Genomic DNA, 25,291 nt, shown 5'->3' with positions numbered 1-25,291 from the left:
GGTATTCTATTGTTTAGCGATTAATAGTGCGATCGACCTTTGGGGAGTTTTTGCAGTTTATTGAAGTTTCCTCAAATTGTTAAGGGCTTTTTGATAGTTATCTTTATCACCTTGCTGCTGAAATAAGTCTGCTGCTTTCTGAAAGTCTTGCATCGCCCCGGGCTTGTCTCCCCCTTCAGCGCGGGCAATTCCCCGGCTCAAGTAGGCGCCGGCTAAGTTAGGATCGATTCGCAAAGCTGCATTGTAATCGGCTACAGCACTTTGCGTGTCTCCTAAACGAAAGCGGGTAACGCCCCGGTTTAAGTAGGCACTGGCAAAGTTAGGATTAATTTGCAAAGCTCGATCGTAATCGGCTATAGCACCCTGCCTGTCTCCTGAGTCATCGCGGGCATTCCCCCGGCTAGTGTATGCTTCGGCAGAGTTAGGATTGATTCGCACAACTTCGTTAAAATCGGCTACAGCACCCTGATTGTCTCCTGAAACATAACGGATAATCCCCCGGTGGTAGTAAGCAAGAGCATCGTTAGGATTAATTCGTAAAACTTCGTTGAAATCGAGGATCGCACCTTCCTTGTCTCCTAACTCAGAGCGGGCAAGCCCCCGGTTGCCGTAGGCTTGGAATAAGTTAGGATTAATTCGTAAAGCTTCGTTAAAATCGGCTACAGCACCCTGGTTGTCTCCTGAAACAGAACGGATACTCCCCCGCTGATAGTAAGCAAAAGCATCGTTAGGATTAATTCGTAAAACTTCGTTGAAATCTGCTACAGCACCCTGGTTGTCTCCTAAATCAGAGCGGGCAAGTCCCCGGTTGCCGTAGGCTTGGAATAAGTTAGGATTAATTCGTAAAGCTTCGTTAAAATCCGCTACAGCACCTTTGTTGTCTCCTAATTTAGAGCGCTGTATTCCCCGGTTGTTGTATGCAGAGGCATAGTTAGGATTAATTCGCAAAGCTTCGGTGTAATCGGCGAGTGCACCCTCGTTGTCTCCCAAACGAGAGCGGGTAACTCCCCGGTTGTAGTAGGCTGAGGCATCGTTGGGATTAATTCGTAAAGCTGCGTTGTAATCGGCTATAGCGCCCTGCCTGTCTCCTGAGTCATCCCGGGCATTCCCCCGGCTGGTGTAGGCTTCTACATAGTTAGGATTAATTCGCAAAGCTTCGTTGAAATCGGCTACAGCACCCTTATTGTCTCCTAAAGTATAGCGGGCATTTCCCCTGCCGTTGTAGGCTTCTGCATAATTAGGATTAAGCGCAATTGCTTGAGTGTAAGCGGCTATAGCGCCTTGATAATCTCCTTTTTCATACTTTTCCTCACCCTGAATAAATAAATCCTCAGCTTTGGGCGCAGCAGCCACAGAGGCACTCGGAACCTCAGCAGAGATAGCGAAAACAGGGGTTGGTTGTGCGATCGCACTTATTGCAACTGCACCAATCAACGCAATGGAAATTTTGTGAGAGAATTTCATAGATTTTACCTGTCAATAAAAAAAGAGATTTGTTGCAGTTCATTGAAGTTTTTTCAGATGGTTAAGGGCTTTTTGATAGCTATCTTTATCTCCTTGCTTCTGATATAAGTCTGCTGCTTTCTGAAAGTCTTGAATCGCACCCTGCTTATCTCCTAATCCACGGCGGGCAAGTCCCCGGTTGTAGTAGGCATTAACATGGTTAGGATCAATTCGCAAAGCTTGGTTGTAATCGGCTAAAGCACCCTGCTTGTCTCCTAACCTAAAGCGGGCAAGTCCCCGGTTGTTGTAGGCCAAGACATAGTTAGGATTAATTCGTAAAGCTTGGTTGTAATCGGCTACCGCACCCTGCTTGTCTCCTAAGTCATCGCGGGCATTTCCTCGGTTGTAGTAGGCTTTGGCATAGTTAGGATTAATTCGTAAAGCTTGGTTGTAATCGGCTACAGCACCCTTGTTGTCTCCTAATTTAGAGCGGGCATTTCCCCGGTTGTGGTAGGCTTGGGCATAGTTAGGATTAAGCGCAATTGCTTGAGTGTAAGTGGCTATAGCGCCTTGATAATCTCCTTTTTCATATTTTTGCTCACCCCGAATAAACAAATCCTCAGCTTTCGTCCCTGCCGCCAAATCTGAGTTGGCAATCTTAGCAACGCTGTACTTTTGACTGTTGGTAAACTCTACAACTGTTAAGTCAACTTTTGGCAGTTTTTTCAAGGTAGCGTCAGCATCACTCCCCTGCTTCAGAGTGAATCGCAAAGTCCTATTCGTACAAGTATCTTGTTGATTAACAGCAGCGCACACCACGGGTTCTGGATTCAGAATCCCAGTGTTAATATATTTGAGAGTACCGTTGCCGAACCAGCTATTATTTCCCGCACGGCTGGGTTGACAAAAGAGCGCTGTTGTGCTGGCAGAAACAACTAACCCTGTCAGGAGTCCCGTCAAAATTTTGAGTTTCATAAATACATATTTTTGATACATCCTCTCACAGCCAAGCTAAATTCACAACCCAGAACTGATCCTGATTGTAAAGGCGATCGACTTTAGCAAACTGCTATGCTAAAGAGAGAAAACTAACACTGCCATCAATCTCAAAATGCTACTTGTTCCTACGGCTGGACCAATTCTGCTGGTGGCTGATGCAAACGGTGTGATTCGCGTTAGCAGAAGCCGCGTCACCCTAGATACACTCATTACAGCTTTTCTTGAAGGATGCACAGCAGAAGAAATCAGGGAACAGTACCCGTCTCTTCAAATTTCCGATATTTATTTTGCGATTGGCTACTACTTGCGACACCAATCCCAAGTTAACGCTTATCTGATGGAAAATCAACGTCTTGCCGGAGAAGTTCAGCAGGAAGCAGAAAGGCGTTTTAACCCAGTTGGAATACGCGATCGCCTATTAGCAAGACGCCACCAAAAAGGGTGGTTTTACTTACTGCGATTCTTGGCAGACGACAACTTTAACAATCAGATGGTCTGAGGTATTCTGCAGCGGAATCCAGACGTTGATATTGTCCGCGTTCAAGATATGGGGTCGATCGAAGCAGACGACCCAACTGTCTTAGAATGGGCAGCGCTGCAAGGGCGCGCGGTACTAACTCACGATGTAGCAACGATGACCAACTTCGCCTATGAGCGAATGCAAGCAGGTCTTGCGATGCCAGGGTTATTTTAAATCAGTCGCCGTGTTTGCGTAGGTTTGGCGATCGAGGAAATTTTGCTAATAGCTGAGTGCAGTCTGGAAGGAGAATGGGAAGGGCAAGTGCGATTTTTACCTTTACGCTAACGAGCTTAGCAAACTATGTCAATACCGAAAAAAGGAACAAGAAAAATAATTGTTGATAGGGAGCCTTTCATCTGGCTAATCCGAAGACAAGCTACTTATACGCAAGCAGACTACGGTTGCGGAAATCTTCATGTTGGTGTCGAACACGCTGAAAAACCGGGCGGGCGTGTTAGTTATCCTAACCGATCGACCTCATCCTCAATGTTGCGGTACTAACGAAGTGAAACCAGTAAGACCCTCTGATGTAGCACAATGGATACGGCAAGCGGTGCGACTCGGATGGCAGCCTCGGCGATCGGGAATCACTTTTAATGTGCAGATTGCAGGAGGACGTGCAGAAAAAATATATTAGAGCGGGGAGTGTCGATCGGCTATGCTGAAGACAGAAAATTAACACCCCACTCAAACTCAAAATGCTAGTCGTTCCCAGCAGTTAATATTGATGTAGCACAAAAATATATATTCTACACCAACTACCACGATTCGGCTTTCGCCGACGCTAAGCGATGTCTACCGAAACATTAGTTAACTGGCTCGAACAAAGTACCGAATTAGGCATATTATCCCGCGAGATTTTACAGGCGATCGCGCGTGAAATGGAAATGGCAACTTTTCCCGCCGGATTTCGAGTGGTAATTGAAGATACGCCTGTCACTAATCTCTATATTTTAGAACGGGGACAAGCCGATCGCTACCGCAGCAAACAACCGGGATTAATGTGGGCGAGTAGTTTGTTGCCGGGGGCGGTCGTGAATTTATCTGCTCTCCAGCGATCGCAACCTGCGGATAGTCGAATTATTGCTCGGACAGAGTGTCAATTTTGGGTAATTAGTGCCGATCGCTGGCGTGGTTTGCTAGAAAGATATCCACGGATCGCCGAAGCCTACGCTCAACGTTTGGCGGCGAAATTAGAACAGCTAGAAGCAGAAATTGCCTACGAACGAGAGCGTCAAAATGCTCTCCGCAGCTATCTAGTACCTAGGGCGAAACGAGGAGTCATTGGCAATAGTCGTTATGCAGTGAAATTGCGCCAACAAATTCGCACGGCATCGAGTGACAGCCGATCGGTATTAATCTCTGGCGAACCTGGTTTAGAAAAAGATAATTTAGCTGCTTTAATTCATTTCGGTTCCCATCGCCGCAACGAGCCAATTATTCAGATTAAAAGTGCTTTACTTCAGAGCAATGGAGCGGAATTATTCGGGCGGTTGGGCGGCAAACCGGGGCTGTTGGAATGGTTGGGAGAAGGGACGTTAATTTTAAATGACGTGCAAGAATTACCCGCTCAATTATGCCCCCAAATTCAGCAATTATTAACCGAGGGAACCTATACGCCAGTTGTCAAGGAAGGACAAATACCGCGACCACCGCGTTCTAGTAAGGCCCGGATAATTTTAATCTCAGAAATTGTGCAGCCCAAGCTAGATAAGCTGACACAACACAAAATTACAGTCCCATCCTTGCGGGTGCGAAAAACAGATTTAGAGGCACAAGTCAACTATTATCTCAATATCATTGGTCGCAAAAAGAAATTAGTCAAGCCCCAAGTTACACCGGAAGCAATTCGCCGCTTACAAGCCTACGATTTTCCAGGTAATTTGCAGGAATTGCAGGGAATGGTCGATCGCGCCTTAGTTCAAGCACAGGGGAGTCAGGTATTAACGGAAGAAGTGTTTTGGGCCCAGGCAGCGAAAAAACAAAAGTTTCGGCTGAATTTATTAAATATTTATCCAAAATTTCGGCAATTTTTACGGAGCGATTGGTATCCCGATCGCGTGAATTATTGGTTTACCACCTGGGTGTTTGCATTGGTGGTAATTATCCTGTTTGTTGCTCCCCAAGATCGACAACATAATTTTGCTCTAAATATCTTTTGGGCGTGGTGGTGGCCGTTAATTTTATTATTATTCCCCATCATCGGGCGATTGTGGTGTGCTTTTTGCCCTTTTATGATTTATGGAGAAATCGTCCAAAAACTATCGCTAAAAATTTTCCCTCGAACTCTCAATAAATGGCCGCGCCAACAAGCCGAAAAATGGGGTGGCTGGCTTCTATTTGGACTATTTACTCTGATATTTTTGTGGGAAGAGTTGTGGAATTTAGAAAATACCGCCTATTTATCCAGTTGTTTGTTGTTGCTCATCACCGCCGGAGCGGTAATTTTTTCCCTAATCTTCGAGAGGCGATTTTGGTGTCGTTATTTATGCCCGATCGGGGGAATGAATGGATTATTTGCTAAACTCTCAATTATCGAACTTCGCGCCCAACAAGGAACCTGCGCGGCGGAATGCAGCACCTACCAATGTTACAAAGGCGGCCCCGGCTTGGGGGAAGGATTAACTACTAATGGCTGTCCGATTTATTCCCATCCCGCCCAATTAACCGATAATAAAGATTGCGTGTTGTGCATGACTTGCTTGAAAGCTTGTCCGCATCGATCGGTAGAATTAAATCTGCGCCCTCCCGGCATCGAATTATGGACTACCCACGTTCCTCACAGTTATGAAGTTGCCCTGTTATTTCTATTATTAGGCGGTATTTATCTGCATCGCTTGCCGGAGATAAATAGTTGGTTGGGGCTGGGCATCAATTTAGAGCAATTTTTACCTCATTTAGGACTGTCGATCGCAGTGTTAATTATCCCGCCGATGATTCCCCTAATTGCCTACGCAATCATGCAGGCAATTTATCGATTGGGACAAGCAGAAGCCATGCCATTTACAACCTACAAACCCCTCTCATTTGTCTCTCTCGCCTACGGTTATTTACCCTTAGTCTGGGGCGGTAGTTTGGCTCACTATTGGCGATTAGGTTTGCAGGAAGGCGGTCGAGTGATTCCTGTAGCTTTTGCCACTTTCGGACAAATTAGAGACGATTTACCGAGTTTTATTGGCGATCCAGCGGTGATTAGTTTCTTGCAAGGTTTAACTTTGATTGTATCATTATTAGTTACAATATTTGTAACTCAAAAAATTGCCAAGCGCTCAATTAAATCTTTGATTCCACAACATTTAGCGAGTTTGTGCCTGATGCTGAGTTTGTGGTATGCGATCGTAGGAACCTGAGAGTGACTATGCGCGATATATTACTTTGAGTTTTAATTTTTTACTCGCTCTGACCAATTTAAGAGCAGGCTTCTTGCTGACAGGTACAGGAAAACACCATTACAAAGATGCCAGAGGAAATGAGTCCCTAGTGAAAACAAAGGGCAAATTGCCCGATCGCCAAATTCAGCCTAGACAAGTTAAACTGTAAACATTCTCCGCTAGCCACATCCTAAACTATGACCGCACATCAGGAATCCATCATCGACCAGTTCACTCGTCAGGCAATTCCCTTCTCTAAATTGTACGCTCACACAAATCAAGAGTCTCTGTACCTGCTGAGAGAAATGACGAGTGTATCTGAAAAAGACACAGTTTTAGATGTTGCTTGCGGTTCAGGTATTGTTAGTTGTGCTTTTGCGGAAGTTGCCAGTCACGTTACTGGCATTGATATCACACCAGCGATGCTCGAACAAGCCCAGATTCTTGCTCAACAGAAAAACTTGATTAATCTGTCCTGGCAACAAGGAGATATTGAAACACTACCATTTCCCGATGCTACTTTTTCTGTTGTTCTGAGTCGTTACGCTTTCCATCATTTTTTGCAGCCAGATGTTGTTCTATCAGAGATGGTTCGCGTATGTCGTCCAGGTGGTCGAATCCTGATTGCTGATGTTGCTTTGCCACCGGATAAAGTGAATGCTTATGACCGGATTGAGAAGTTGCGCGATCCCTCTCATACTCGCGCCTTGACTCTGGAAGAGTTTCCAAAATTAGTCGCAGATGCCAATCTTCAAAATGTTAAATTGGCTTTTTACAAGGTAGAACTTGGGCTAGAACAACAGTTAGCTGCTTCTTTTCCCAACCCCGGCGATGACCAGAAAATCAGAGAAATTTTTAGAGAGGATATTGGTGTTGATAGTCTCGGAATTGGCGCGCATTTTCGAGGCGAGGAAATTCATTATGCGGTTCCAATCGCTGTCATAGCTGGCGATAAAAGAGCCTAAGTTTTATCAACTCAAAACAAGTGTAACAGAGTCCCACTAATAACAAATAACTAATTGGGACTCACTAATAAATATGAGCGAATTATCAACCCGACCAGCCCTAATCACCAAAGTTATCCCCGACAGCATCGGCGCCGAAATCGGATTTGAAGCAGGAGACTCAATCGTCGCCGTCAACGGTCAAAAACCCCGCGACTTGATCGACTATCAATTCCTGTGCGCCGATGAATTTCTCGAACTAGAAGTTTTAGATGCCAAAGGCAAAACTCACAAGTTAGAAATAGAAAAAGAGTATGACGAAGACTTGGGAGTGGAATTTGAAACTGCTCTTTTTGATGGACTAATCCAGTGCAACAATCGCTGCCCTTTTTGCTTCATTGACCAGCAGCCTCCGGGAAAGCGCGAAACTTTGTATCTCAAAGATGATGACTACCGCCTCAGCTTTCTTTATGGTAGCTATCTCACTCTCACAAATCTGACTCAAAAAGAGTGGGACAGAATCGAACAAATGCGGCTTTCTCCTCTCTATGTTTCGGTACACGCTACCGAACCGGAAGTACGAATTAGGCTGTTAAAAAATCTCCGCGCTGGCAAGATTTTAGAACAAATCACATGGTTTCAAGAACGCCGCTTGCAAATTCACGCTCAAGTAGTTGTTTGTCCCGGTATTAATGATGGGGAACATTTAGAACGCACTTTGTTAGATTTGGCAAAGTTTCATACCGGAAATATTCCCGCTGTAGCATCGGTAGCTGTAGTGCCGGTGGGTTTGACTCGCTTTCGCCCAGCAGAAGATGAACTGATCGCAGTAACTGCGGAAAAAGCGCGAGAAGTAATCGAGCAAGTGCAGAAAATTCAAGTGCTTTTAAGTAAAGGAAAAGGCGGCCAAAAGGCGAAAAAGCAGAAGTCTAAATCGCGCTGTATTTGGCTAGCGGACGAGTGGTTTTTAATAGCTGGTTTAGATTTGCCGTCGGCTGAAGATTACGAAGATTATCCGCAAATTGGTAACGGTGTCGGTTCTATCCGCCAGTTTATCCAGCAGTTTGAAACGGCTTTTGAAAAGCTGCAACCTATGCAAGTCGAGCCAGAGCGCAAGTTAGTTTGGGTGGTGGGCAATGCTGTAGAAAAAGCTTTTGAGCCGATCGTACAACAACTAAACCAAATTCCCGGCTTGTCCGTCAACATGGCAGCACTGTGCAGCAACTACTGGGGACAAACTATCACTGTCACGGGTTTGCTGACCGGGCAAGATTTGCTGGAAGCTTTGCAGGGGCGAGACTTGGGAGATGGCATCCTGCTGCCGTCGGTGATGCTAAAACAGGGGGAACCGCGTTTTCTAGACGACATGACCCTCGAACAGCTCGCCAGCTCGCTGAAAACCCGGATTTTGCCGGTGAGCGGAGTAGAGGAACTAATCTCGGCGGCGATCGGTCTGGCAAATGCTGAAGTTAAATTCTAAATTTTGAATCGAACATTCAAAAGTTAAGATGAGTATGGTAATTGTGACTTGTAACCGTCGAGTTCAGGCTACAGACTAGAAACTTGAGACCTCAATCTTGCTCTAAAATTGTCTCTAGGATTGCAGAGTAATTAAAAAATTATGCGTGTTTTTCGTCAAATCATCGTAGTCGGAGTGGGCGCTGCAATTACTTTCAGCAACGCCGCACAGAGTGCTTCAGCACAGACTCCTGCTCAACCTCAGGACAGTTCCGCCCTTAGCAATCAGCTCGAATTAGGGCAGAATGTTCGATCGACCTCGAACACAGCGGCAGAATCAGCATCAGAGGCCGAACAGTCGATCGCCCTTAACCCTCAAACCTCCAAGTCTCAGCAACCAGGGGGAGCCAGGATCGCATCAACTACCCCAACCGGGCCCGAGCAAGCATCAAAGCCTCAACAGGCTGCTCCGGCTTCCCCATCAACTCTGTCTCAGGCCGGTTCGACGCCTCTAAGAGGGTTGGAACCGACAGACGCTCAGCAGCCTTCCCCGAGCAGCCCCAACAATATTCCTGTGCCCAGTTCCCCGGTACCCATTCTCCGGGGCACTCCGAACGAAAGTTTCCCCCCTCTCCCTCCGAGGGGTCTGTTAAACACCAATCCTCCGGCTTCCCTGGAACCCAACCCGAATCCGCTGCTGTTTCCGACAAACCCCGAGGATGTCAGGATCGAGCAAACTGAGTCAATTACCTTGCAGCAGGCGATCGACCTCGCCCGCCGCAACAGCCAAGTTTTGCAAATCGCCGGACAGCAAGTGGAACAAAGCAGAGCAGCTTTGCGCGAACAGCAAGCTGCTCTTTATCCAGACCTGAATTTTCAAATGGACGCCAGCCGTTCAATGACTGCTGGCGGAGAACTCGGAGTCCGGCGATTGCAGCGCCAGTTAAACTCTCGGGCTAACGGAACCGGGCAGCCCGCCCCCCAAGCCGGCACAAATTTCGGCAGCAACAGTCTCAACAGCACTTTGCAGTTGAGCTACGACATCGATTTGTTCGGAAGACGGCGCGCTAACATCCGCGCGGCAGAGGAACAGGTGCGCCTTCGGGAACTGGATGTGGAACGCCAAGCCGAGGAACTGCGCTTCGACACTGCTGAGGCTTACTACAACTTGCAAAACGCGGACGGACAAGTTGCCATCCGCCAAGCTTCGGTGAGAAATGCCGAGCAAAGTTTGCGGGATGCCGAAGCCCTGGAACGGGCAGGGGTGGGAACCCGGTTTGCTGTGTTGCAGGCTCAGGCAAATTTGGCTAACGAACAGCAACAACTGTCAGTAGCCCGCCGCGATCAGCGAGTTGCCCAGCGGCGTCTGGCTGAGATTTTGAATGTCAGCCAGTCGGCGAACTTGACAGCGGCTGACCCGGTAGAGGAAGCGGGCGTTTGGAGGCTGTCTTTGGAAGAGAGTATCGTGCAGGCTTTTAGGAATCGCCCCGAGTTGGAACAGCAGTTGGTGCAGAGGGATATCAGCAAGCAGCAGAGGCGAGCTATTCAGGCGGGGCGTTTGCCTCAACTGAGTGTTGGGGGTAGTTACAACGTGCTGGGGCAAGACCCTGACGACCCGGACCCGTTTGCTGCTCGCGGCTGGGCCGATGGTTATTCGATCCGGGCGAGTCTGACTTGGAGTATCTTCGATGGGGGCGCGGCGAACGCCAGGGTGAGACAGCGGGATGCTGATATTACGATCGCCGAAAGTCGATTTGACCAACTCCGCAATCAGGTGCGCCGGGAAGTGGAACAAGCTTATTTTGGCTTAGAGTCGAGTTTTGAGAATATCGAAACTTCTGAGGCGGGGGTTTTGCAGTCGAGGGAAGCTTTGCGTTTGGCGAGACTGCGGTTTCAAGCGGGCGTGGGTACTCAGACGGATGTGATTCAGGCGGAAACTGATTTGACTAGGGCTGAGAGAAACCGATTGTCGGCAATTATCACCTACAACCTGGGACTTTCGTCTCTCCAGCGGTTTGTGAGCAATCTTCCGACTAATAACCTCTCCGATGCTCCTTGAGATTGGGTTGGCACGATTCCCTACGGGATAGCTACGCTCGCGCGCACCTTTAATCACAAAGGCAATTAGACATCGGCTATTAAACGTCCGACACATTAGTTAATATTTTGTAATAGAGTTCCATGTCAACTGCGTTAAGGAATCGGCAATGGCCAACATCAAGTTTGTGAAGGAAAATCAGGAAGTCATCGCAGCAGACGGAGCCAATTTGAGGCTCAAAGCTCTAGAAAACCGCATCGATTTGTACACGTTTTCGGGAAAGATGATGAATTGCGGGGGCTACGGTCAATGTGGCACCTGCATTGTAGAAATTGTCGAGGGAAGTGAAAATCTGTCGCCCCGCACTGACTTTGAGAACCGCAAGCTCAAAAAAAAGCCCGAAAACTATCGGTTGGCTTGTCAAGCTACGGTCAACGGCCCGGTGAGTGTGAAGACTAAACCGTGACTCTCAGAAGGCAGAAGGCTAGAGATGCTTTTATGCAGAAGGAAAGAAAAATTCAGAATCCAAGAATTTTGTTTTTTTTTCCTATTTAACTGTATAATCATTCCTTTTGCCGACCTAGGAAAAGAAACGTGGTTTCTAGGAATAAAAGGTTGGGCTGTCAGGCATCCAGACAGAAACCGGGTTTCGACGCTTGTCTGCCAGTCCTCCTTCTATCTTCGAGTTTGCCTTTCGCCTTTGAGTGATATCCTAGTTGTGTGTATTTTCCTATTTTCCGATAGAGGCGAGCGTCTTCATGGAAGTTAACGATTTAGGGTTTGTGGCAACCATTCTGTTTGTATTGGTTCCCAGCGTTTTTCTAATCATTCTGTACATTCAAACCGCTAGCCGTCAAAGCAGAAAAGATTAGCAACTGCTGCTATTTCTGTCTGGCTTTGCTGCTTGCAAAAAAAGCGCCAACAGCTTTTTGCTGAGGCGCTTTTTTTGTTAACTGTTGAGTGTTAGCTGCTCGCTCTTAACGATGAGATTCTAGCCGACTGTGCGGGCTAGCAAGACGGGACAGTTGGCATAAACTCGCACATAGTCTGATAGCGAATTTCCCAGGAGTCGATCGATATCCACAAAGTTTTTGGCAACGTTGGGTCGCCGATCCGGGGAACCGAGCACCAACAAATCAGCATTCAAGTCATCTGCAATTCGACAAATTTCTTCCCCTGGCTTGCCTGTAGCACTAACGCAGCGGTAGCTAACTCCCATTTGTTTCGCTAGTGCTACTGCTGGAGCTAATACGGGGTCTTTTTCAGCACTTGCTGTTAAATCTTCGCTGGCTTTTCCCGTCAAATCTTTAGTGACGTGTACTAAAATTATCTCTCCGCCACTGGCTTCTTTGACCAAAGATAGCGCAAGCTGCAATGACTGTTTGGCAGCTTCTGATTTGTCTACCGCCACCATGACGCGCTTGATTTTTTTGACGTAGATGTCGTCTTTTACTAACAGCATCGGCCGGGATGTTAGCTGGAAAACGTACTGGCTGACTGAGTTTTCCAAAATCGATTGCAGCCGTCCGAGTCCCCGGGAACCCATAATTACTAAGTCGGCTTGTTCTTCTTCTGCGACTTGGCAAACTGTTGTTTTCGGATCACCCTGTTTGAGCCGGGGATTGACTTTGCTGGGATCTATTTTCAAAGACTGGACTGCTTGTGCTAAAATCTTGCCTCCTTCTTCCAACTTGGCTGCCATGCCCTCGGATGTTACTTGCGGCGGCACGACGTGCAAGACAGTGACAGAGGCTTTTTGCAAGGAAGGGATGTCCATCAACATATTAAACATCTCTTCGCACAAGCCGCGACCGGCGACGGCTACTAAAATTTTTTCTATCATGGTTTGGGCGGTAAAAATAGTTGAGTTTTCTTGCGCGACGCTCTGACTAGGGCGTTTGTACTCTAGTGGCTTAATGTCAAGCATAAGCCTGAAGTTTGCTTTATGATTTGTAGAAATGTAGCGTTTTGGAACAATTTGTAACGTGTTAGAAAACGATCGAACTCAACCAGAACTCGCACCGGCTGGTGCTATTCAAAATCGGCGCGGGATTGACTCGGAGGGCTGGTTTGAATATTTGGTGCGAGTGTATCCTCACCATACTGACTACAGCGGTGTGGTTTGGCACGGGACTTATCTGGCTTGGATGGAAGAAGCTAGGGTGGAAAGTTTGCGCTCTCTTGGCATCGAGTATGCAGACTGGGTGGCGCAGGGTTTGGAATTGCCCGTGGTGGAACTTTCGCTGCGCTACCACCGGGCTGTACAAATGGGTCAATCTGTGGCAGTCAGAACGCGGATCGCTGCTACTGAGGGTGTGCGGCTGCTTTGGGATTACCAAATTCGATCGGCTGATACTCAGGAGTTATATGTGACAGCACAGGTAACTTTGGTTGGTGTCGATCGAGACAAGAACAAGATTATCCGGCAATTGCCGCCGGCGCTCAAGGAGGCTTTGACAAGGCTTTCTGTCAAACCTTCAGCCTAAGCTGCTGTTAACTCTAAAAAATAGTTGGTGCAGCCCTAGTAAGTAGAGTGCGTGACTTTTGAGTCACTCCATTCGTCGCCCAAATTTTCTTTGGTCACGCACCCTACACAACTGCCTTCTGCCTTCATTGGAACTTTTAATAATGTCAAAAAAACTGGGATTGCCCGAGCAAAATATTGAACTTCAGCGCAGTAGTTGGGAGGATAATGAGTTAAACTCTGTCTTAACAACTGAAGAAAAGACAAGTATTGTTTCTGGAAGCCCGGAGACTTTAAAAAATGGTGAATTAGCTGACAGTCAAGGTAGATTTTGGGCGATCGCATCGCTGTCGGCGGCGCTGCTAGCGGTGTCGCTGGCTGCGATTTTTATTAGGTTGAGCGAACGGGAAATCAGCCCGAATGCTACTGTTTTTAACCGTTTGTGGATAGCAACTGTAGTATTTGGAGTGTGGAATGGTGCGGGTGCTGCGCGTCGCCGAATGTCTGGGGAACAAGTTGAAGAGCGATCGAACTACACTCTGCAGGATGTGATGCTGTTAACAGCCGTAGGCGTGGTTTCTTCTGCTTCTGTGGGTTTCTGGGCCTGGTCACTGAGTCAGACTAATGTCGCTAATTCTACTGTACTGCGAAACTTAACTCCTTTATTTACTACTTTGGGGGGATGGCTGCTGTTGGGGCGGCGCTTTGACAACAGGTTTTTGGTGGGACTGGCGGTGGCTTTGTCCGGCGCAATTGCGATCGGAATCGACGATTTGCAAACGGCGGGAGACACTTTTGTCGGCGACATTGCTGCTCTTTTATCGGCGATGTTTTATGCAGGAAATCTGCTAATTTCAGAACATTTGCGAACCAAGTTTCCGGCAACAACTATATTGATATGGCGATGTTTCATTGGCAGTATATTGTTTTTGCCACTCGTTGTGCTTGCGGGCGATCGAGTTTTCCCTTATTCTTGGCAGGGATGGCTGACTGTAATTGCTTTGGCGGTGATTTGCCAAGCTTTCGGTCAGGGACTACTTATCCACAGTCTAGGTCGTTTGTCGTCGGAATTTGTAGCTTTTTTCCTGCTGCTAGAACCCGTAATTACGGCTATTATGGCTTGGGTGCTGTTTTCGGAAAGTTTGAGCTTGTTTAATTGGTTTGCTTTTTCTGTAGTTTTGGCTGGAATATATTTGGGTAAATCTAGCGGTTCGGTCGCTAAAAAATGAAACAAAAAGGAAATTTTTTTAAATGATTCCCCGCTCAATTAACCGGAATCGCTGGCATTATGACTTTAGTTTGCTGCCTCAATATTTGGAGGTACTCTTTGCTAAATTGCGGATTGCTGTGGTGTTCGGCGGCGACTGCGATCGCCCCGGAGCAGTGATTTACAAAACTCACAACCCGCGCGCTTGGAAGAGTTACGAAGTCGTCGCCCGCGAGATTGCTAAAGCATTAGCAGAAATTGGCTTTAAGCACGTCTTTGTCCTACCTGACGACATGAACTTGCCGGAAGAACTCCAACAAAAAAATATTCATTTAGTGTGGCTGAATACTGGTGGAGTCCAGGGCTACAATCCTGTTTGTCACACTCCCGCATTATTAGAAATGTTGGGAATGCCTTATGTCGGTCACAATCCTTTAAACAGTTCAACGTTAGATAATAAACACGCTTTTAAACGGGAACTGCAATCTGTTGGAATTAAAACCGCTCCGTTTATGACTTGGCATCCTTCTCAAGGAATTTTGGAGCCTAATTTGCATCCGCGTTTTGCCCTTGCTTTTGGTGACTATCAAGGGCCGTTTGTTGTTAAACCAGTATCCGGCCGCGCTTCGCTGCACGTTCATTTTGTAGATAAGATTGAGAGTTTGTCTCAGGCGGTTGCGGAAGTTCACCGAGACACTCACAATACTGCTTTAATTGAAAAGTATTTGCCTGGACGAGAATTTTGTGTAGCGGTCTGCGGCTATGTTACTTATGCTAAAGGCCGATTTGATAGAAATACAAAACCCTTTGCTTTTTCGACTGTGGAGCGGGTGCTGGAGCCGGAAGAACGCATCTTTACTTCTATGGATAAAAAGGCGATCACGGCCGACCGAGGACGGTTAATGGGTGGTGAGGAACCTGAACTAAAACAAGAGTTAATTGAGTTAGCTAGAAAAATTTATTGGGAGTTTAGTTTGAACAGTTTGGTGCGGATTGATGTCAGGAGTGATGGGAATGGATCACTTTATGTTTTGGAAGCAAATCCCAAACCGGATCTGAAACACCCTGGGGAAAACGTGACGAGTTTGGTAGCTTTAGGTTTGGCGGAATACGGAATGAGTTATAACGATTTAATTTTTAGTTTACTCGCGGATAGGTTGGATTATTTGCTGACTCAGCATATCGAAATTATTCCTCATATTGTGGATTTGCTTCATTAATCGGACTTGCAGGGTGGGCTGCACCTTACATTTAAACAAAAGGGATTTGTAAAGAAATATAAATTGTTGGGCCAAGTGAACACAGGCTGGCAAGTTGTGATAGTTTTGAGTAATATCAATTCCGGTTGCACTCCTCATGATTGTTGACTGTTGACTCGGAGTCGCAAAACTGAATGGTTGATTGTTAACTGTTGAGTCGATTTTATTATTCCGATGCAACTGGAAACGAGATAAGATAGCGATTTGTGGATGTCAATTTTTTTGTCAGGGGCAAAAAAGCTCAATTTATATTAATTAGAAAAACAAATGCAAGCATTACTTTTATTTATAGGATTTGGAGGCGGGGCATTAGTCTGCTGGCTAATTTTGCAGAAGCGAAATTCACGCAATTTGGTGCGGATGCAGGGTTCGCAGGAGGCTATATCGAATTTGGCGGCTCAGTTGGATGCCCGAAATTCGGAATTGCGGCAAAAGGTTCAGAATGAAAATAAGTTAAATTCTGAATTGTCCCAGTTGCAAAGTCGGTTTGAAGCCGTGACTCGCGAGCAAGATATTTTAAAAAATCAAGTGTCGGAAATGGAAGGATTTTTGGCAGGAATTGCCCAAGATCGATCGCAAATAGATTCTCTGATTGCTGATTTGCAGTTTCAGCTAGAAAATGCTAAGCAAGCTGAGTCGCAGTTAGCCGAAGTGGCAGAACTTAAATATCAGTTAGAAGTTGGGGAGCAAGAGCGATCGCAGCTTAACGCTCAATTGCTGGAAAAGCAAGCAGAATTAGAGACAGTTGATGCAGAACGTTCTCAATTTCAGGCTCTGCTGTCTGAATTTGAGACTCAGTTGGAAACTGCTACTCAAAGCAGATTGCAGGTACAGTACCAGTTGTCAGAAATTCAAATTAAGTTCGATCGCTCCATTGAAGAGCGGCAACAACTTCAGTCTCAACTGTCTGGTTTGCAAACTCAACTGCAATTAGTCGAAGCAGAGCGATCGCAATTTACTTCGGAATTGTCAGAGCTACAAGCTCAATTGGAGAGTGCAGAGCAAGAACGCGAAATACTCAACTCTCAATTGCCGACCGCTCGCGAACAAGCACAGCAACCTCCATTTGAATTATTAGAACTGCAAACACAGTTAGAAGCCGCTAATCTGGATAAAATGCAGTTAAACTCTCAAGTTCATGAACTACAACTTCAATCCGAAATGGTTGTTTTAGAGCGAGAGAGACTGCTGGCTGAGTTGTCAGAATTGGAGTCTCAGATACATCGCAAGGAGGGAGATAACTCGCAACTTCAGTCTCAGTTATCAGAACTGCAAGCTCAATTAGAAACTGCTAACACAGAACGCTCGCACCTTTATTCTCTACTCTCAGAAATTCAAAGTCAAACCGAGACAGCAAGCCAGAATCAAAATCAACTTCAATTTCAAATCTCCGAGTTAGAACAACAGTTAGAAAGTGTGGGTCAAAGTCGCTCTGAATTGGAAGCTCAGCTCACTTCTCAAATCTCGGAATTCCAAACTCAAACCGAGACAGCAAACCAGAATCAAAATCAACTTCAATCTCAAATCTCCGAGTTAGAACATCAGTTAGAGAATGTGCGTCAAAGTCGCTCGGAATTGGAATCTCAGCTCACCTCTCAAATCTCACAATTGCAAAGTCAAATCGAGACAGCCAATCAGAATCAAGCTCAACTTCAATCTCAAGTATCCGAGTTAGAAAATCACCTAAAGAGTGTGTATCAAACTCGCTCTGAATTAGAAATTCAGCTAGAAAGTGCTAACACAGAACGATCGCACCTTTATTCTCAACTCTCGGAATTCCCCGCTCAAATCGAGACAGCAAATCAGAATCAAGCTCAACTTCAATCTCAAGTATCCGAGTTAGAAAATCAGTTAGAAACTCTGCGTCAAAATCGCTCTGAATTAGAATCTCAGCTAGAAACGGCTAACAGAGAACGATCGCACCTTTATTCTCAACTCTCGCAATTGCAAAGTCAAATCGAGACAGCCAATCAGAATCAAGCTCAACTTCAATCTCAAGTATCCGAGTTAGAAAATCAGTTAGAAACTCTGCGTCAAAATCGCTCTGAATTAGAATCTCAGCTAGAAACTGCTAACACAGAACGCTCGCACCTTGATTCTCAACTGTCGGAATTCCCAGCTCAAATGGAGACAGCCAATCAGAATCAAAATCAACTTCAATCTCAAATCTCCGAGTTAGAACATCAGTTAGAAAGTGTGCGTCAAAGTCGGTCTGAATTGGAATCTCAGCTTACTTCTCAAATTTCGGAATTGCAAAGTCAAATCGAAACAGCTAATCAAAATCAAACTCAACTTCAATCTCAAGTATCCGGCTTAGAAGCTCAGCTAGAAAGTGTGCGTCAAAGTCGCTCGGAATTGGAATCTCAGCTAGAAACTGCTAACACAGAACGCTCGCAACTTTATTCTCAACTGTCGGAAATTCAAAGTCAAGCCGAGACAGCAAACCAGAATCAAAATCAACTTCAATCTCAAATCTCCGAGTTAGAACAACAGTTAGAAACTGTGCGTCAAAGTCGCTCCGAATTGGAATCTCAGCTCACTTCTCAAATCTCGGAATTCCAAACTCAAACCGAGACAGCAAACCAGAATCAAAATCAACTTCAATCTCAAATCTCCGAGTTAGAACATCAGTTAGAAAGTGTGCGTCAAAGTCGCTCGGAATTGGAATCTCGGCTCACTTCTCAAATCTCGCAATTGCAAAGTCAAATCGAAACAGCTAATCAAAATCAAACTCAGCTTCAATCTCAAGTATCCGGCTTAGAAGCTCAGCTAGAAAGTGTGCGTCAAAGTCGCTCTGAATTAGAATCTCAGCTAGAAACTGCTAACAGAGAACGATCGCACCTTTATTCTCAACTGTCGGAATTCCAAAGTCAAATCGAGACAGCAAACCAGAATCAAGCTCAACTTCAATCTCAAGTATCCGACTTAGAACACCAACTAGAGACAGTTTATCAAGAACGCTTGCAGCTAACATCGCAACTTTCCGAAGCGGGCTCACGACAATCTGAGCATTTTGACTCGAAGTCAGGGCAAATTGAAGCATCTACTTCTGATCCCAAAGTTTTGAAGAGTCAAAAATTTGTTGTTTCTCAGCAGGGTGAAGGCGATTATACTACTATTAGCGAAGCGCTGAAAAATGCAGCACCGGGTACGCGCATTGACGTGCATCCAGGCGTTTATCGCGAAAGTCTAATTCTCGACAAAGCGGTAGAAATTATCGGCAGCGGAGAGGTCGATCGCATTGTGGTTGAAAGTATCAACTCGAACTGCATTAAAATGGCAACTGATACTGCTTTAGTGCGCGGTTTAACGCTGAGATCAACTGGAAAATATTACGCTGTAGATATTCGCAAAGGCGAGTTAATCATAGAAGACAGCGATATCACTTCTGCGGACTATTCTGTGGTGGGAATTTGCGGCCCCGATGCAAATTCTACCCTCCGCCGCAGTCAAATTCATGATGGGGTATGGAACGGAATTTTTATATCCGATAATGCGAAAGCAACGGTGGAAGATTGCAGTATTTTTGACAACGGCAGTTTGGGAATAGGTGTCGGATTGGGAGGAAAATTGATCGTGCGCCGGTGTCGGATTAATGGTAATGAAGGTGAGGCGATCGCCGTTTACAGAGATGGCATTGCTACCGTGGAAGATTGCGATTTAACGGGCAATGCTGGGGGTGCTTGGCGCATTGCAGATAACGGATACTTGAAGAGCCAAGGCAATCAAGAATAGAAAAAGGAAGAGGGAAGAAAATTCCCAATTAGCGATTCCCAATCCCCGATTGCCAATACCCAATTACCAATTCTAAATGCCTAACAATCGAGCTGGATTATGTTTCGTCATTAAATCAATTTCGTGCGGAGAAATGCCTTCATTTATCAATTTTTCCACAAATAATTTGTAACCTTCCGCCGGCAAAGGATCGGGTTTTCTTCCCAAATCTGTACTCATAACAAAATGCTCTGCTCCGATTAGTTTAATCGCTGCTGCCATCTTAGTAATAGAAACTTGATGCCAGTTTGTGTGTGCCTCATCAGCGGCATTTTCTCCCATCAAATCGTTCACAAAGGCGAGTTCTAAGAAAGCTCCGGCTGCGGCGGCTGCTTGCATATTTTCTAGAGACAAGCCTGGTACATCCGCCATTGCGTGGGTAATCAGGATGTTTTTAATGTTGAGCAGGTTGGCTTCACCGACAACTGCCATCACCTCTTCTGAGGAAATATGACCGGTTTCCAATATCAAATTCTCTTTGGCTACAATCTTCAACACCGCTGCTGTTTCCGGTAAAACCTTGCCATTTTCCGCAACTTTAATCCCCCTTCCCGGCTTGTGAAAAACCTGCAAGTGATGCTCAGCATCAACCGTTGGCAGCCACACTACTTTACCGTATTTGCCGCCGATGCGGTGCATTGCGTCCACAGCGTCGGGATTAATTCCGCCTACCGAATGATTGAGAACAACTCCCCCGAAAACTTCGATTTGTGGTACTATTTTATTCACCAAAACTGCCCGCGCTGCTGTGCTGGCATAATGATTTTTCAATACAACAGCTTTCATGTGCGCCCCAGCAGCTAATTTCGCTACTTCAAAATCATCCAACCGGCGGGGAATCACATCAGGAGAAGAATGAATGTGAAAGTCGATCGCACTTTCAATAATACTCTCTTGTGAATTAGCAAACGGCGGCTTTCCCACAGCATACAGTGGCAAAGGAAAGGAAGAGAAAACCAGCCAAAATACCGCTGTTATTCTTATGATGTAAACCGCCCAGTTAACCGCCGAATATAATTCGGGGCTACACAAACAAAGTCCGCCTGCGCGGACTGAAGAATTGGATTTAAATAATTTATAGAAAAGATTGAAGCGCATTTGCTAAAGCTTCTGCATTTTCTTCGTGCATACCCAAAGAACCAGGAATAACTCGCGATTCAACACCCGGTAATTCCGTTAATGCTTCCATTTCCGCCTTTGATTTGGGCGGCGCATTTTCAGCAATTACAACCATCACCGGCACTGCTAATTGTTGAAATTTATCTGTAAATTCCGATCGCACTTTTGCCGTATCTAAACCACCAGTCACAAAGGCAGCGGAACCGTACCTAGCACCGGGTTTTTGCGTCACTTGCCATTTGCTTTGGATGAAATCGGGCGTGACTTTAGCTGCATCAACATAGACGTGGCGGCGGTACATCAAACTGAGGAATGACGGCGCAGTGTTGAGTTTGTATAGGAATTGTCCCACTAAGGGCGATCGTACTAATTCTCTCACAATTCCATGCCACCCGCTTTGCTGTTTGCTCATCGTCGGCAAAGGCCCGCGCCAAGTCGGCGCAGCTAAGACAATCTTTGACCAAACATTGGGCTGTGATTCCGCTAATTGCATCACATAACCCGCAGCGTGACCTGCTGCAACTACAGCAACAGGACTATTAAAATTTGCCTCAACAAAATCCTTTAGAAATTGATGGTATAATTGCGGTTGATAGTCGGTTCGCGGGCGATCGGATTCGCCGAAACCCGGCCAATCTAAGCTCAAAACTTGAAATTTAGGAGCTAACAATTCTGCTAAAGGACGCATTTCTTCTCGCGTCGAAACCGTACTGAAAGCCGGCAGCAGCAATACAGGATTTCCCTGTCCTCTGGTTTCGTAAATAACTTTGATTTGCGTTTCTTTCCAATTCCAGAGATATTGTTGTACTGCGACGGGGTAGTTGCCAGAACCTGATTTTGTTAAATTTGTAGTTTGAGTCATGGCTGTTTATTCTTTTAATTTGCTTCGGCTTGCTTGCTCACTTCGCAAGCAAGGGCTTTGTTTCTCATCATTTGAAAGATGTTGTAAAATCCGTTAGCGCGGGAGGGTGTCAGGCTGACATTCAATCCCGTATCTTGAATAAAATCTGGGGTAACGCTGACGATTTCAGCAGGCGTCAATCCACTCAAACCTTCCACCAGCAAGCCAACTAATCCTTTGACTAACTGAGCGTCTGAATCGCCTTGAAACAATACTTTTCCTTCTGCCAAATTTGCAGTAACATAAACTTGCGACGCGCAGCCAGAAACTTTGTTTTCCGGCAGTTTGTCGCTTTCGGGAAATGCTGGGAGTCTTTTGGCATACCACAGCAATTGTTCGTAGCGCTGTTTGGGATCGGAATGTCGCTGAAAGCGCTGAACGATTTTAGCTAGGGCTGCGGGTAGCGCGGTGTTTGCGGACATGATTCACTCGTAGCGGTTTACTTCGTTAATATTATACATTTAATTTTGGCGGCGGGTGCGATCGCCTGCTCATCTCCTCCCACTGAAGCCGTCTTCAGGTGAATTCGTTATTGTTATTGTAGTTAACGAGTTCGAGCGTTAAAAACGGAGGAAATATAGTATTTCGTGCTGTTAATGAAGATTGTGGTGTAATGTAGTGAATCTGCAAAAAATCTGGCTAGAATATCGAGTTTTTCAGGCAATTGCATTCTTAGGATTGGGTTTGCTGTTAACCATCGTTCTTTCGCTTTCTTTTGGTGCGGTGCCGATGAGTACAGATCAATTGTGGCAAGCATTTCTGCACCGAGGTGATACTGTCAATCAAACTATTTTCTGGGAATTGCGTTTGCCCCGAGTTGCGGCAGCGCTTACGGTTGGTGCGGCTTTAGGAATGTCGGGGGCTTTGCTGCAAGGGTTACTCCGCAATGGTTTAGCCGATCCTTTTGTATTAGGAATTTCGGCGGGTGCGGGGTTGGTTGCGATTACCATGCTGACTTTGGGAATATTTCAAACTTGGGTGCCTTTGGCGGCTTGGATAGGTGCTATTTTAACTTCGATGCTGGTGTACTTTTTGGGAAAAACTAAAACGGGGATTTCCGTCGAACGTTTGGTTTTAGCCGGTGTGGCTGTGAGTTCTCTGTTTGGGGCAATACAAACTACACTGCTGCTGTTAGCTGAAGACAGCCGCTTGCAAGCTGCTTTGAATTGGTTGATCGGCAGTTTGAACGGTCGCGGTTGGTCGGATTTGCAGGTGGCTGCACCTTATATTTTGGCTGCTTTGCTGTTAGGATGTTTTTTGGGTCGATCAATAAATTTGCTGGCTTTGGGCGACGATTTAGCTGTTGGTTTGGGGGTTTCGCTGGTACGATCGCGCTTATTGATTGGGGGTGTTGCTACTTTGCTAGCTGCGAGTGCTGTCAGCATCGGCGGATTGATTGGTTTTGTGGGATTGGTTGTGCCTCACGGGGTGCGTTTGTTGGTTGGTAATGATTATCGGTTTGTATTGCCACTGAGTGCGATCGGCGGTGCTTGGGTGTTGACTTTTGCTGATTTTTTGGCTCGTTTGGGTGCGGTAGAATTGCCTGTGGGTACGGTTACGGCTTTGTTGGGTTCTCCGCTGTTTGTCTGGCTGCTTTATCGGCGTTCTAGTTATTAGTCATTAGTCATTAGTTATTAGTAACCAATGCCCCATGCCCCATGCCCCATGCCCCATGCCCCATGCCCAATTACCCATTACCAAAATATCATGTCTTTAGAAATTAAAAATTTAACTGGTGGTTACGGCGAAGTTGCGATCGCCCACAACATCACTTTATCTTTACAACCTGGTGAGTGGTTGAGCCTCATCGGTGCCAACGGTTCTGGTAAGTCTACTTTCTTGAAGTTAGTTAGCCGCATCCTAACTCCACAGCAAGGAAGTGTGTTGCTCGATGGCAAGGCAATTCATACTCAACCTGCTGCTGTTGTCGCTCAAAAATTAGCGATTTTGCCTCAGCAGCAAACAGTACCGGAAGGTTTGACGGTAAGGCAATTAGTTAGTTTGGGGCGTTCTCCTCATCAGGGTTGGTGGCAGTGGGAATTGAGCAAGGAAGATGCAGAAAAGGTGGAAGTTGCTATCAGTCAAACTGGGATTGAGGAATTTCGCGATCGCCCCGTCGAACAACTCTCAGGAGGCGAACGCCAGCGCGCTTTCCTCGCCTTAGCTTTGGCTCAAAATCCGCAAGTTTTGCTATTAGATGAACCTACTACTTATTTAGATATTTGTTATCAGTTGCAATTGTTAGAGTTGCTTAACAAACTAAATCTAAAACACAAATTGACGATCATTACGGTGCTGCATGAAATTAATTTAGCTGCTAGGTACAGTTCGCGGATTGCCATGTTAAATAAAGGGGAGCTTTTTTGTGTAGGAACTCCCGCAGACGTTTTAAATCCTGATAATTTAGCTAAGATTTTTGGCGTAGAAGCTATCATTTTAGAAACTTCTGTAGGCTTGCAGATTTGTGCGATCGCTCCCACTCTTCACACTTAATAATTTTATGATAAGTATAAGTTTGCCCTCGCACTAAGTTCTCAAGTTATTCATAATTATTTCAATTAACTTATTGCCACAATCCGCTGTTCGATATGAGTGCCACAGGCTTTAAACTATTTCCTAGTCTTGATTCCCCAGGGTCGAATAAAAGTTAAAAGATACTTAAAAAATCAGAATTCCGGCAATAAATGCGGTTTTTTATACAAAATCTACCGTAAACTATTGATATTTAAATCATTAAGCGCTAAAGTGCGATCGAACTTCCCGTCAATTCTGCCTCAACCTGGTTTAAACTCGCTGTAACTCCCGCCTAAACTATGTACAAAACTTTTTTTTCTCGTACCGTTATCCTGTTGCTGAGTTTAGCATTTACCGCTTGCTCCGCCGCCACTTCACCCCAAATTCAGCAATCAACTCCTGCTGGTTCGCCAGCCAATCAACTACAAACAACTAACAGCGAATCAGCACAAAAAGTTGTAGCTTTAACACCTTTAACCGCCGATATTATCCATCAACTCGACCCAACCAAACTTGTAGGAATTCCCGGCAGCGCATTAGTCAGCAGCAACCCCAAATTTACAGGGATTACCGCAGTCACTGCCGAACGCACCCCTCCCAATTTGGAAAAAATCATCGCATTGAAACCGGATTTGGTCGTAGGTGCGTCAGGATTTCATGACCAAACCATGCAAAAATTGCAGCAGCTAGGAATAAAAACTTTACTCACTCAAGTTGATAGCTGGAAATCCCTAGAAGAGTTAACAATAACTTTAGCTAAATCCCTCAATACAAATCCCGAACCTCTGTTAAAACGCTACCAAACATTTTTAGCAGACATCCCGAATCAAAGCCCCGGCACTTTAGTTTTGGTAAGCAGACAACCGATTTTATCGCCCAATAAAAGCAGTTGGGCTGGAGATTTGCTGGGTAAGTTTAACGTGAAAAATGTCGCAGCCCAATTGCAAGGAGATAGCCCCGTTCGAGGCTACGTGACGCTTTCAGCGGAAAAGATTTTAGAGGCTAATCCCGAAGTAATCATTTTAGTCGATCGGGGAGAAGGAATTTTAGACCAATTTAAATCTGATTCATTTTGGAATCAACTAACTGCCACAAAAAATAATCGAGTTTACGTTTTTGACTACTACGGATTGGTCAACCCAGGCAGTATCGAAAAAATTGAGCAAGCAACTGCTCAACTTAAACAAGTTCTCGCTAAAAAGTAGAGATCCGGTTTTGAGAGATAAAAAATCTCTAGAAATGATGGAGCAAATTGACTACAATTTCTCTAAAAGTGAGAA

At 45.7% G+C, this 25,291-nt stretch carries 22 protein-coding genes; 16 read left to right on the top strand and 6 right to left on the bottom strand.

Annotated features, from left to right (window positions below; genetic code table 11):
- Nucleotides 1-57 precede the first annotated feature (57 nt).
- Nucleotides 58-1,464: a tetratricopeptide repeat protein gene (locus tag QUB33_RS07480; protein ID WP_333349062.1), complete on the bottom strand. Its 1,407-nt coding sequence runs from the start codon at nt 1,462-1,464 to the stop codon at nt 58-60.
- A gap of 39 nt (nt 1,465-1,503) precedes the next feature.
- Nucleotides 1,504-2,418: a tetratricopeptide repeat protein gene (locus QUB33_RS07475; RefSeq protein WP_333349060.1), complete on the bottom strand. Its 915-nt coding sequence runs from the start codon at nt 2,416-2,418 to the stop codon at nt 1,504-1,506.
- A 136-nt stretch (nt 2,419-2,554) separates the two neighbouring features.
- Between QUB33_RS07475 and QUB33_RS07470 the strand changes: the two genes are divergently transcribed.
- From QUB33_RS07470 to psbM, 9 genes are all read left to right on the top strand, one after another.
- Nucleotides 2,555-2,941 carry a DUF433 domain-containing protein gene (locus tag QUB33_RS07470; RefSeq protein WP_333349059.1) on the top strand — a complete coding sequence of 129 codons (387 nt, stop codon included), beginning with the start codon at nt 2,555-2,557 and terminating at the stop codon, nt 2,939-2,941.
- A 3-nt stretch (nt 2,942-2,944) separates the two neighbouring features.
- Nucleotides 2,945-3,136 carry a DUF5615 family PIN-like protein gene (locus tag QUB33_RS07465; RefSeq protein ID WP_333349125.1) on the top strand — a complete coding sequence of 64 codons (192 nt, stop codon included), beginning with the start codon at nt 2,945-2,947 and terminating at the stop codon, nt 3,134-3,136.
- A 241-nt stretch (nt 3,137-3,377) separates the two neighbouring features.
- On the top strand, nt 3,378-3,599 hold the full coding sequence (locus tag QUB33_RS07460; protein ID WP_333349056.1) for a hypothetical protein: 222 nt from the start codon (nt 3,378-3,380) through the stop codon (nt 3,597-3,599).
- 154 nt (nt 3,600-3,753) lie between these two features.
- Complete coding sequence (locus QUB33_RS07455) at nt 3,754-6,312, top strand: sigma 54-interacting transcriptional regulator (RefSeq protein ID WP_333349054.1); 2,559 nt, start codon at nt 3,754-3,756, stop codon at nt 6,310-6,312.
- 218 nt (nt 6,313-6,530) lie between these two features.
- Complete coding sequence (locus QUB33_RS07450) at nt 6,531-7,298, top strand: methyltransferase domain-containing protein (protein WP_333349052.1); 768 nt, start codon at nt 6,531-6,533, stop codon at nt 7,296-7,298.
- A gap of 73 nt (nt 7,299-7,371) precedes the next feature.
- The gene (locus QUB33_RS07445) at nt 7,372-8,757 is read left to right on the top strand and encodes a TIGR03279 family radical SAM protein (protein ID WP_333349050.1); all 1,386 of its coding nucleotides are present in this window, start codon (nt 7,372-7,374) and stop codon (nt 8,755-8,757) included.
- A 141-nt stretch (nt 8,758-8,898) separates the two neighbouring features.
- The gene (locus QUB33_RS07440) at nt 8,899-10,794 is read left to right on the top strand and encodes a TolC family protein (protein WP_333349048.1); all 1,896 of its coding nucleotides are present in this window, start codon (nt 8,899-8,901) and stop codon (nt 10,792-10,794) included.
- 148 nt (nt 10,795-10,942) lie between these two features.
- Complete coding sequence (locus QUB33_RS07435; RefSeq protein WP_190733006.1) at nt 10,943-11,239, top strand: 2Fe-2S iron-sulfur cluster-binding protein; 297 nt, start codon at nt 10,943-10,945, stop codon at nt 11,237-11,239.
- A 292-nt stretch (nt 11,240-11,531) separates the two neighbouring features.
- A complete protein-coding gene (gene psbM, locus QUB33_RS07430; RefSeq protein ID WP_006631488.1) occupies nt 11,532-11,645 on the top strand; it encodes a photosystem II reaction center protein PsbM in 114 nt (37 codons plus the stop codon).
- A 119-nt stretch (nt 11,646-11,764) separates the two neighbouring features.
- On the opposite strand, the gene QUB33_RS07425 is transcribed toward psbM, so the two are convergent.
- Nucleotides 11,765-12,616 (bottom strand): universal stress protein, encoded by an 852-nt coding sequence (locus QUB33_RS07425; RefSeq protein WP_333349124.1) that lies wholly within the window; start codon nt 12,614-12,616, stop codon nt 11,765-11,767.
- Between the two features lie 142 nt (nt 12,617-12,758).
- On the opposite strand from QUB33_RS07425, the gene QUB33_RS07420 reads away from it, so the two are divergent.
- The 4 genes from QUB33_RS07420 to QUB33_RS07405 all read left to right on the top strand — a co-directional run bounded on the left by QUB33_RS07420 (nt 12,759) and on the right by QUB33_RS07405 (nt 19,438).
- A complete protein-coding gene (locus tag QUB33_RS07420; RefSeq protein WP_190661416.1) occupies nt 12,759-13,259 on the top strand; it encodes a YbgC/FadM family acyl-CoA thioesterase in 501 nt (166 codons plus the stop codon).
- A gap of 142 nt (nt 13,260-13,401) precedes the next feature.
- Nucleotides 13,402-14,466 (top strand): DMT family transporter, encoded by a 1,065-nt coding sequence (locus QUB33_RS07415; protein WP_333349045.1) that lies wholly within the window; start codon nt 13,402-13,404, stop codon nt 14,464-14,466.
- 22 nt (nt 14,467-14,488) lie between these two features.
- Nucleotides 14,489-15,664, top strand: coding sequence for an ATP-grasp domain-containing protein (locus QUB33_RS07410; RefSeq protein ID WP_333349043.1), 1,176 nt, complete (start codon nt 14,489-14,491; stop codon nt 15,662-15,664).
- 306 nt (nt 15,665-15,970) lie between these two features.
- Nucleotides 15,971-19,438 carry a right-handed parallel beta-helix repeat-containing protein gene (locus tag QUB33_RS07405; protein WP_333349041.1) on the top strand — a complete coding sequence of 1,156 codons (3,468 nt, stop codon included), beginning with the start codon at nt 15,971-15,973 and terminating at the stop codon, nt 19,436-19,438.
- A gap of 72 nt (nt 19,439-19,510) precedes the next feature.
- Here QUB33_RS07405 and QUB33_RS07400 read toward each other — a convergent pair whose 3' ends face one another.
- Genes QUB33_RS07400 through QUB33_RS07390 form a run of 3 tightly spaced genes read right to left on the bottom strand, consistent with a single transcriptional unit; the run spans nt 19,511 to nt 21,919 of the window.
- Nucleotides 19,511-20,575 carry a DUF6282 family protein gene (locus QUB33_RS07400; protein WP_333349039.1) on the bottom strand — a complete coding sequence of 355 codons (1,065 nt, stop codon included), beginning with the start codon at nt 20,573-20,575 and terminating at the stop codon, nt 19,511-19,513.
- Nucleotides 20,553-21,458: an alpha/beta hydrolase gene (locus QUB33_RS07395; RefSeq protein ID WP_333349037.1), complete on the bottom strand. Its 906-nt coding sequence runs from the start codon at nt 21,456-21,458 to the stop codon at nt 20,553-20,555. The genes QUB33_RS07400 and QUB33_RS07395 overlap by 23 nt, the downstream gene beginning before the upstream one ends.
- Before the next feature lie 14 nt (nt 21,459-21,472).
- A complete protein-coding gene (locus QUB33_RS07390) occupies nt 21,473-21,919 on the bottom strand; it encodes a SufE family protein (RefSeq protein WP_333164065.1) in 447 nt (148 codons plus the stop codon).
- Between the two features lie 196 nt (nt 21,920-22,115).
- Here QUB33_RS07390 and QUB33_RS07385 point away from each other — a divergent pair, with 196 nt between their 5' ends.
- From QUB33_RS07385 to QUB33_RS07375, 3 genes are all read left to right on the top strand, one after another.
- Nucleotides 22,116-23,114, top strand: coding sequence for an iron ABC transporter permease (locus QUB33_RS07385; protein ID WP_333349035.1), 999 nt, complete (start codon nt 22,116-22,118; stop codon nt 23,112-23,114).
- A 90-nt stretch (nt 23,115-23,204) separates the two neighbouring features.
- Nucleotides 23,205-23,990, top strand: coding sequence for an ABC transporter ATP-binding protein (locus tag QUB33_RS07380; protein ID WP_333349033.1), 786 nt, complete (start codon nt 23,205-23,207; stop codon nt 23,988-23,990).
- A 320-nt stretch (nt 23,991-24,310) separates the two neighbouring features.
- A complete protein-coding gene (locus QUB33_RS07375; protein WP_333349031.1) occupies nt 24,311-25,216 on the top strand; it encodes an ABC transporter substrate-binding protein in 906 nt (301 codons plus the stop codon).
- Nucleotides 25,217-25,291 lie beyond the last annotated feature (75 nt).

Source organism: Microcoleus sp. B3-A4, assembly GCF_036705385.1.
Taxonomy (GTDB): Bacteria; Cyanobacteriota; Cyanobacteriia; order Cyanobacteriales; family Microcoleaceae; genus Microcoleus.
The sequence above is the reverse complement of the archived record's forward strand: the minus strand, read 5'-3'. Positions and strand labels throughout refer to the sequence as shown.

Coding starts and splice junctions, on each gene's coding strand:
- QUB33_RS07480 (WP_333349062.1), bottom strand. CDS start 1,464: ATGAAATTCTCTCACAAAATTTCCATTGCGTTGATTGGTGCAGTTGCA.
- QUB33_RS07475 (WP_333349060.1), bottom strand. CDS start 2,418: ATGAAACTCAAAATTTTGACGGGACTCCTGACAGGGTTAGTTGTTTCT.
- QUB33_RS07470 (WP_333349059.1), top strand. CDS start 2,555: ATGCTACTTGTTCCTACGGCTGGACCAATTCTGCTGGTGGCTGATGCA.
- QUB33_RS07460 (WP_333349056.1), top strand. CDS start 3,378: ATGTTGGTGTCGAACACGCTGAAAAACCGGGCGGGCGTGTTAGTTATC.
- QUB33_RS07455 (WP_333349054.1), top strand. CDS start 3,754: ATGTCTACCGAAACATTAGTTAACTGGCTCGAACAAAGTACCGAATTA.
- QUB33_RS07450 (WP_333349052.1), top strand. CDS start 6,531: ATGACCGCACATCAGGAATCCATCATCGACCAGTTCACTCGTCAGGCA.
- QUB33_RS07445 (WP_333349050.1), top strand. CDS start 7,372: ATGAGCGAATTATCAACCCGACCAGCCCTAATCACCAAAGTTATCCCC.
- QUB33_RS07440 (WP_333349048.1), top strand. CDS start 8,899: ATGCGTGTTTTTCGTCAAATCATCGTAGTCGGAGTGGGCGCTGCAATT.
- QUB33_RS07435 (WP_190733006.1), top strand. CDS start 10,943: ATGGCCAACATCAAGTTTGTGAAGGAAAATCAGGAAGTCATCGCAGCA.
- psbM (WP_006631488.1), top strand. CDS start 11,532: ATGGAAGTTAACGATTTAGGGTTTGTGGCAACCATTCTGTTTGTATTG.
- QUB33_RS07425 (WP_333349124.1), bottom strand. CDS start 12,616: ATGATAGAAAAAATTTTAGTAGCCGTCGCCGGTCGCGGCTTGTGCGAA.
- QUB33_RS07415 (WP_333349045.1), top strand. CDS start 13,402: ATGTCAAAAAAACTGGGATTGCCCGAGCAAAATATTGAACTTCAGCGC.
- QUB33_RS07410 (WP_333349043.1), top strand. CDS start 14,489: ATGATTCCCCGCTCAATTAACCGGAATCGCTGGCATTATGACTTTAGT.
- QUB33_RS07405 (WP_333349041.1), top strand. CDS start 15,971: ATGCAAGCATTACTTTTATTTATAGGATTTGGAGGCGGGGCATTAGTC.
- QUB33_RS07400 (WP_333349039.1), bottom strand. CDS start 20,575: ATGCGCTTCAATCTTTTCTATAAATTATTTAAATCCAATTCTTCAGTC.
- QUB33_RS07395 (WP_333349037.1), bottom strand. CDS start 21,458: ATGACTCAAACTACAAATTTAACAAAATCAGGTTCTGGCAACTACCCC.
- QUB33_RS07390 (WP_333164065.1), bottom strand. CDS start 21,919: ATGTCCGCAAACACCGCGCTACCCGCAGCCCTAGCTAAAATCGTTCAG.
- QUB33_RS07380 (WP_333349033.1), top strand. CDS start 23,205: ATGTCTTTAGAAATTAAAAATTTAACTGGTGGTTACGGCGAAGTTGCG.
- QUB33_RS07375 (WP_333349031.1), top strand. CDS start 24,311: ATGTACAAAACTTTTTTTTCTCGTACCGTTATCCTGTTGCTGAGTTTA.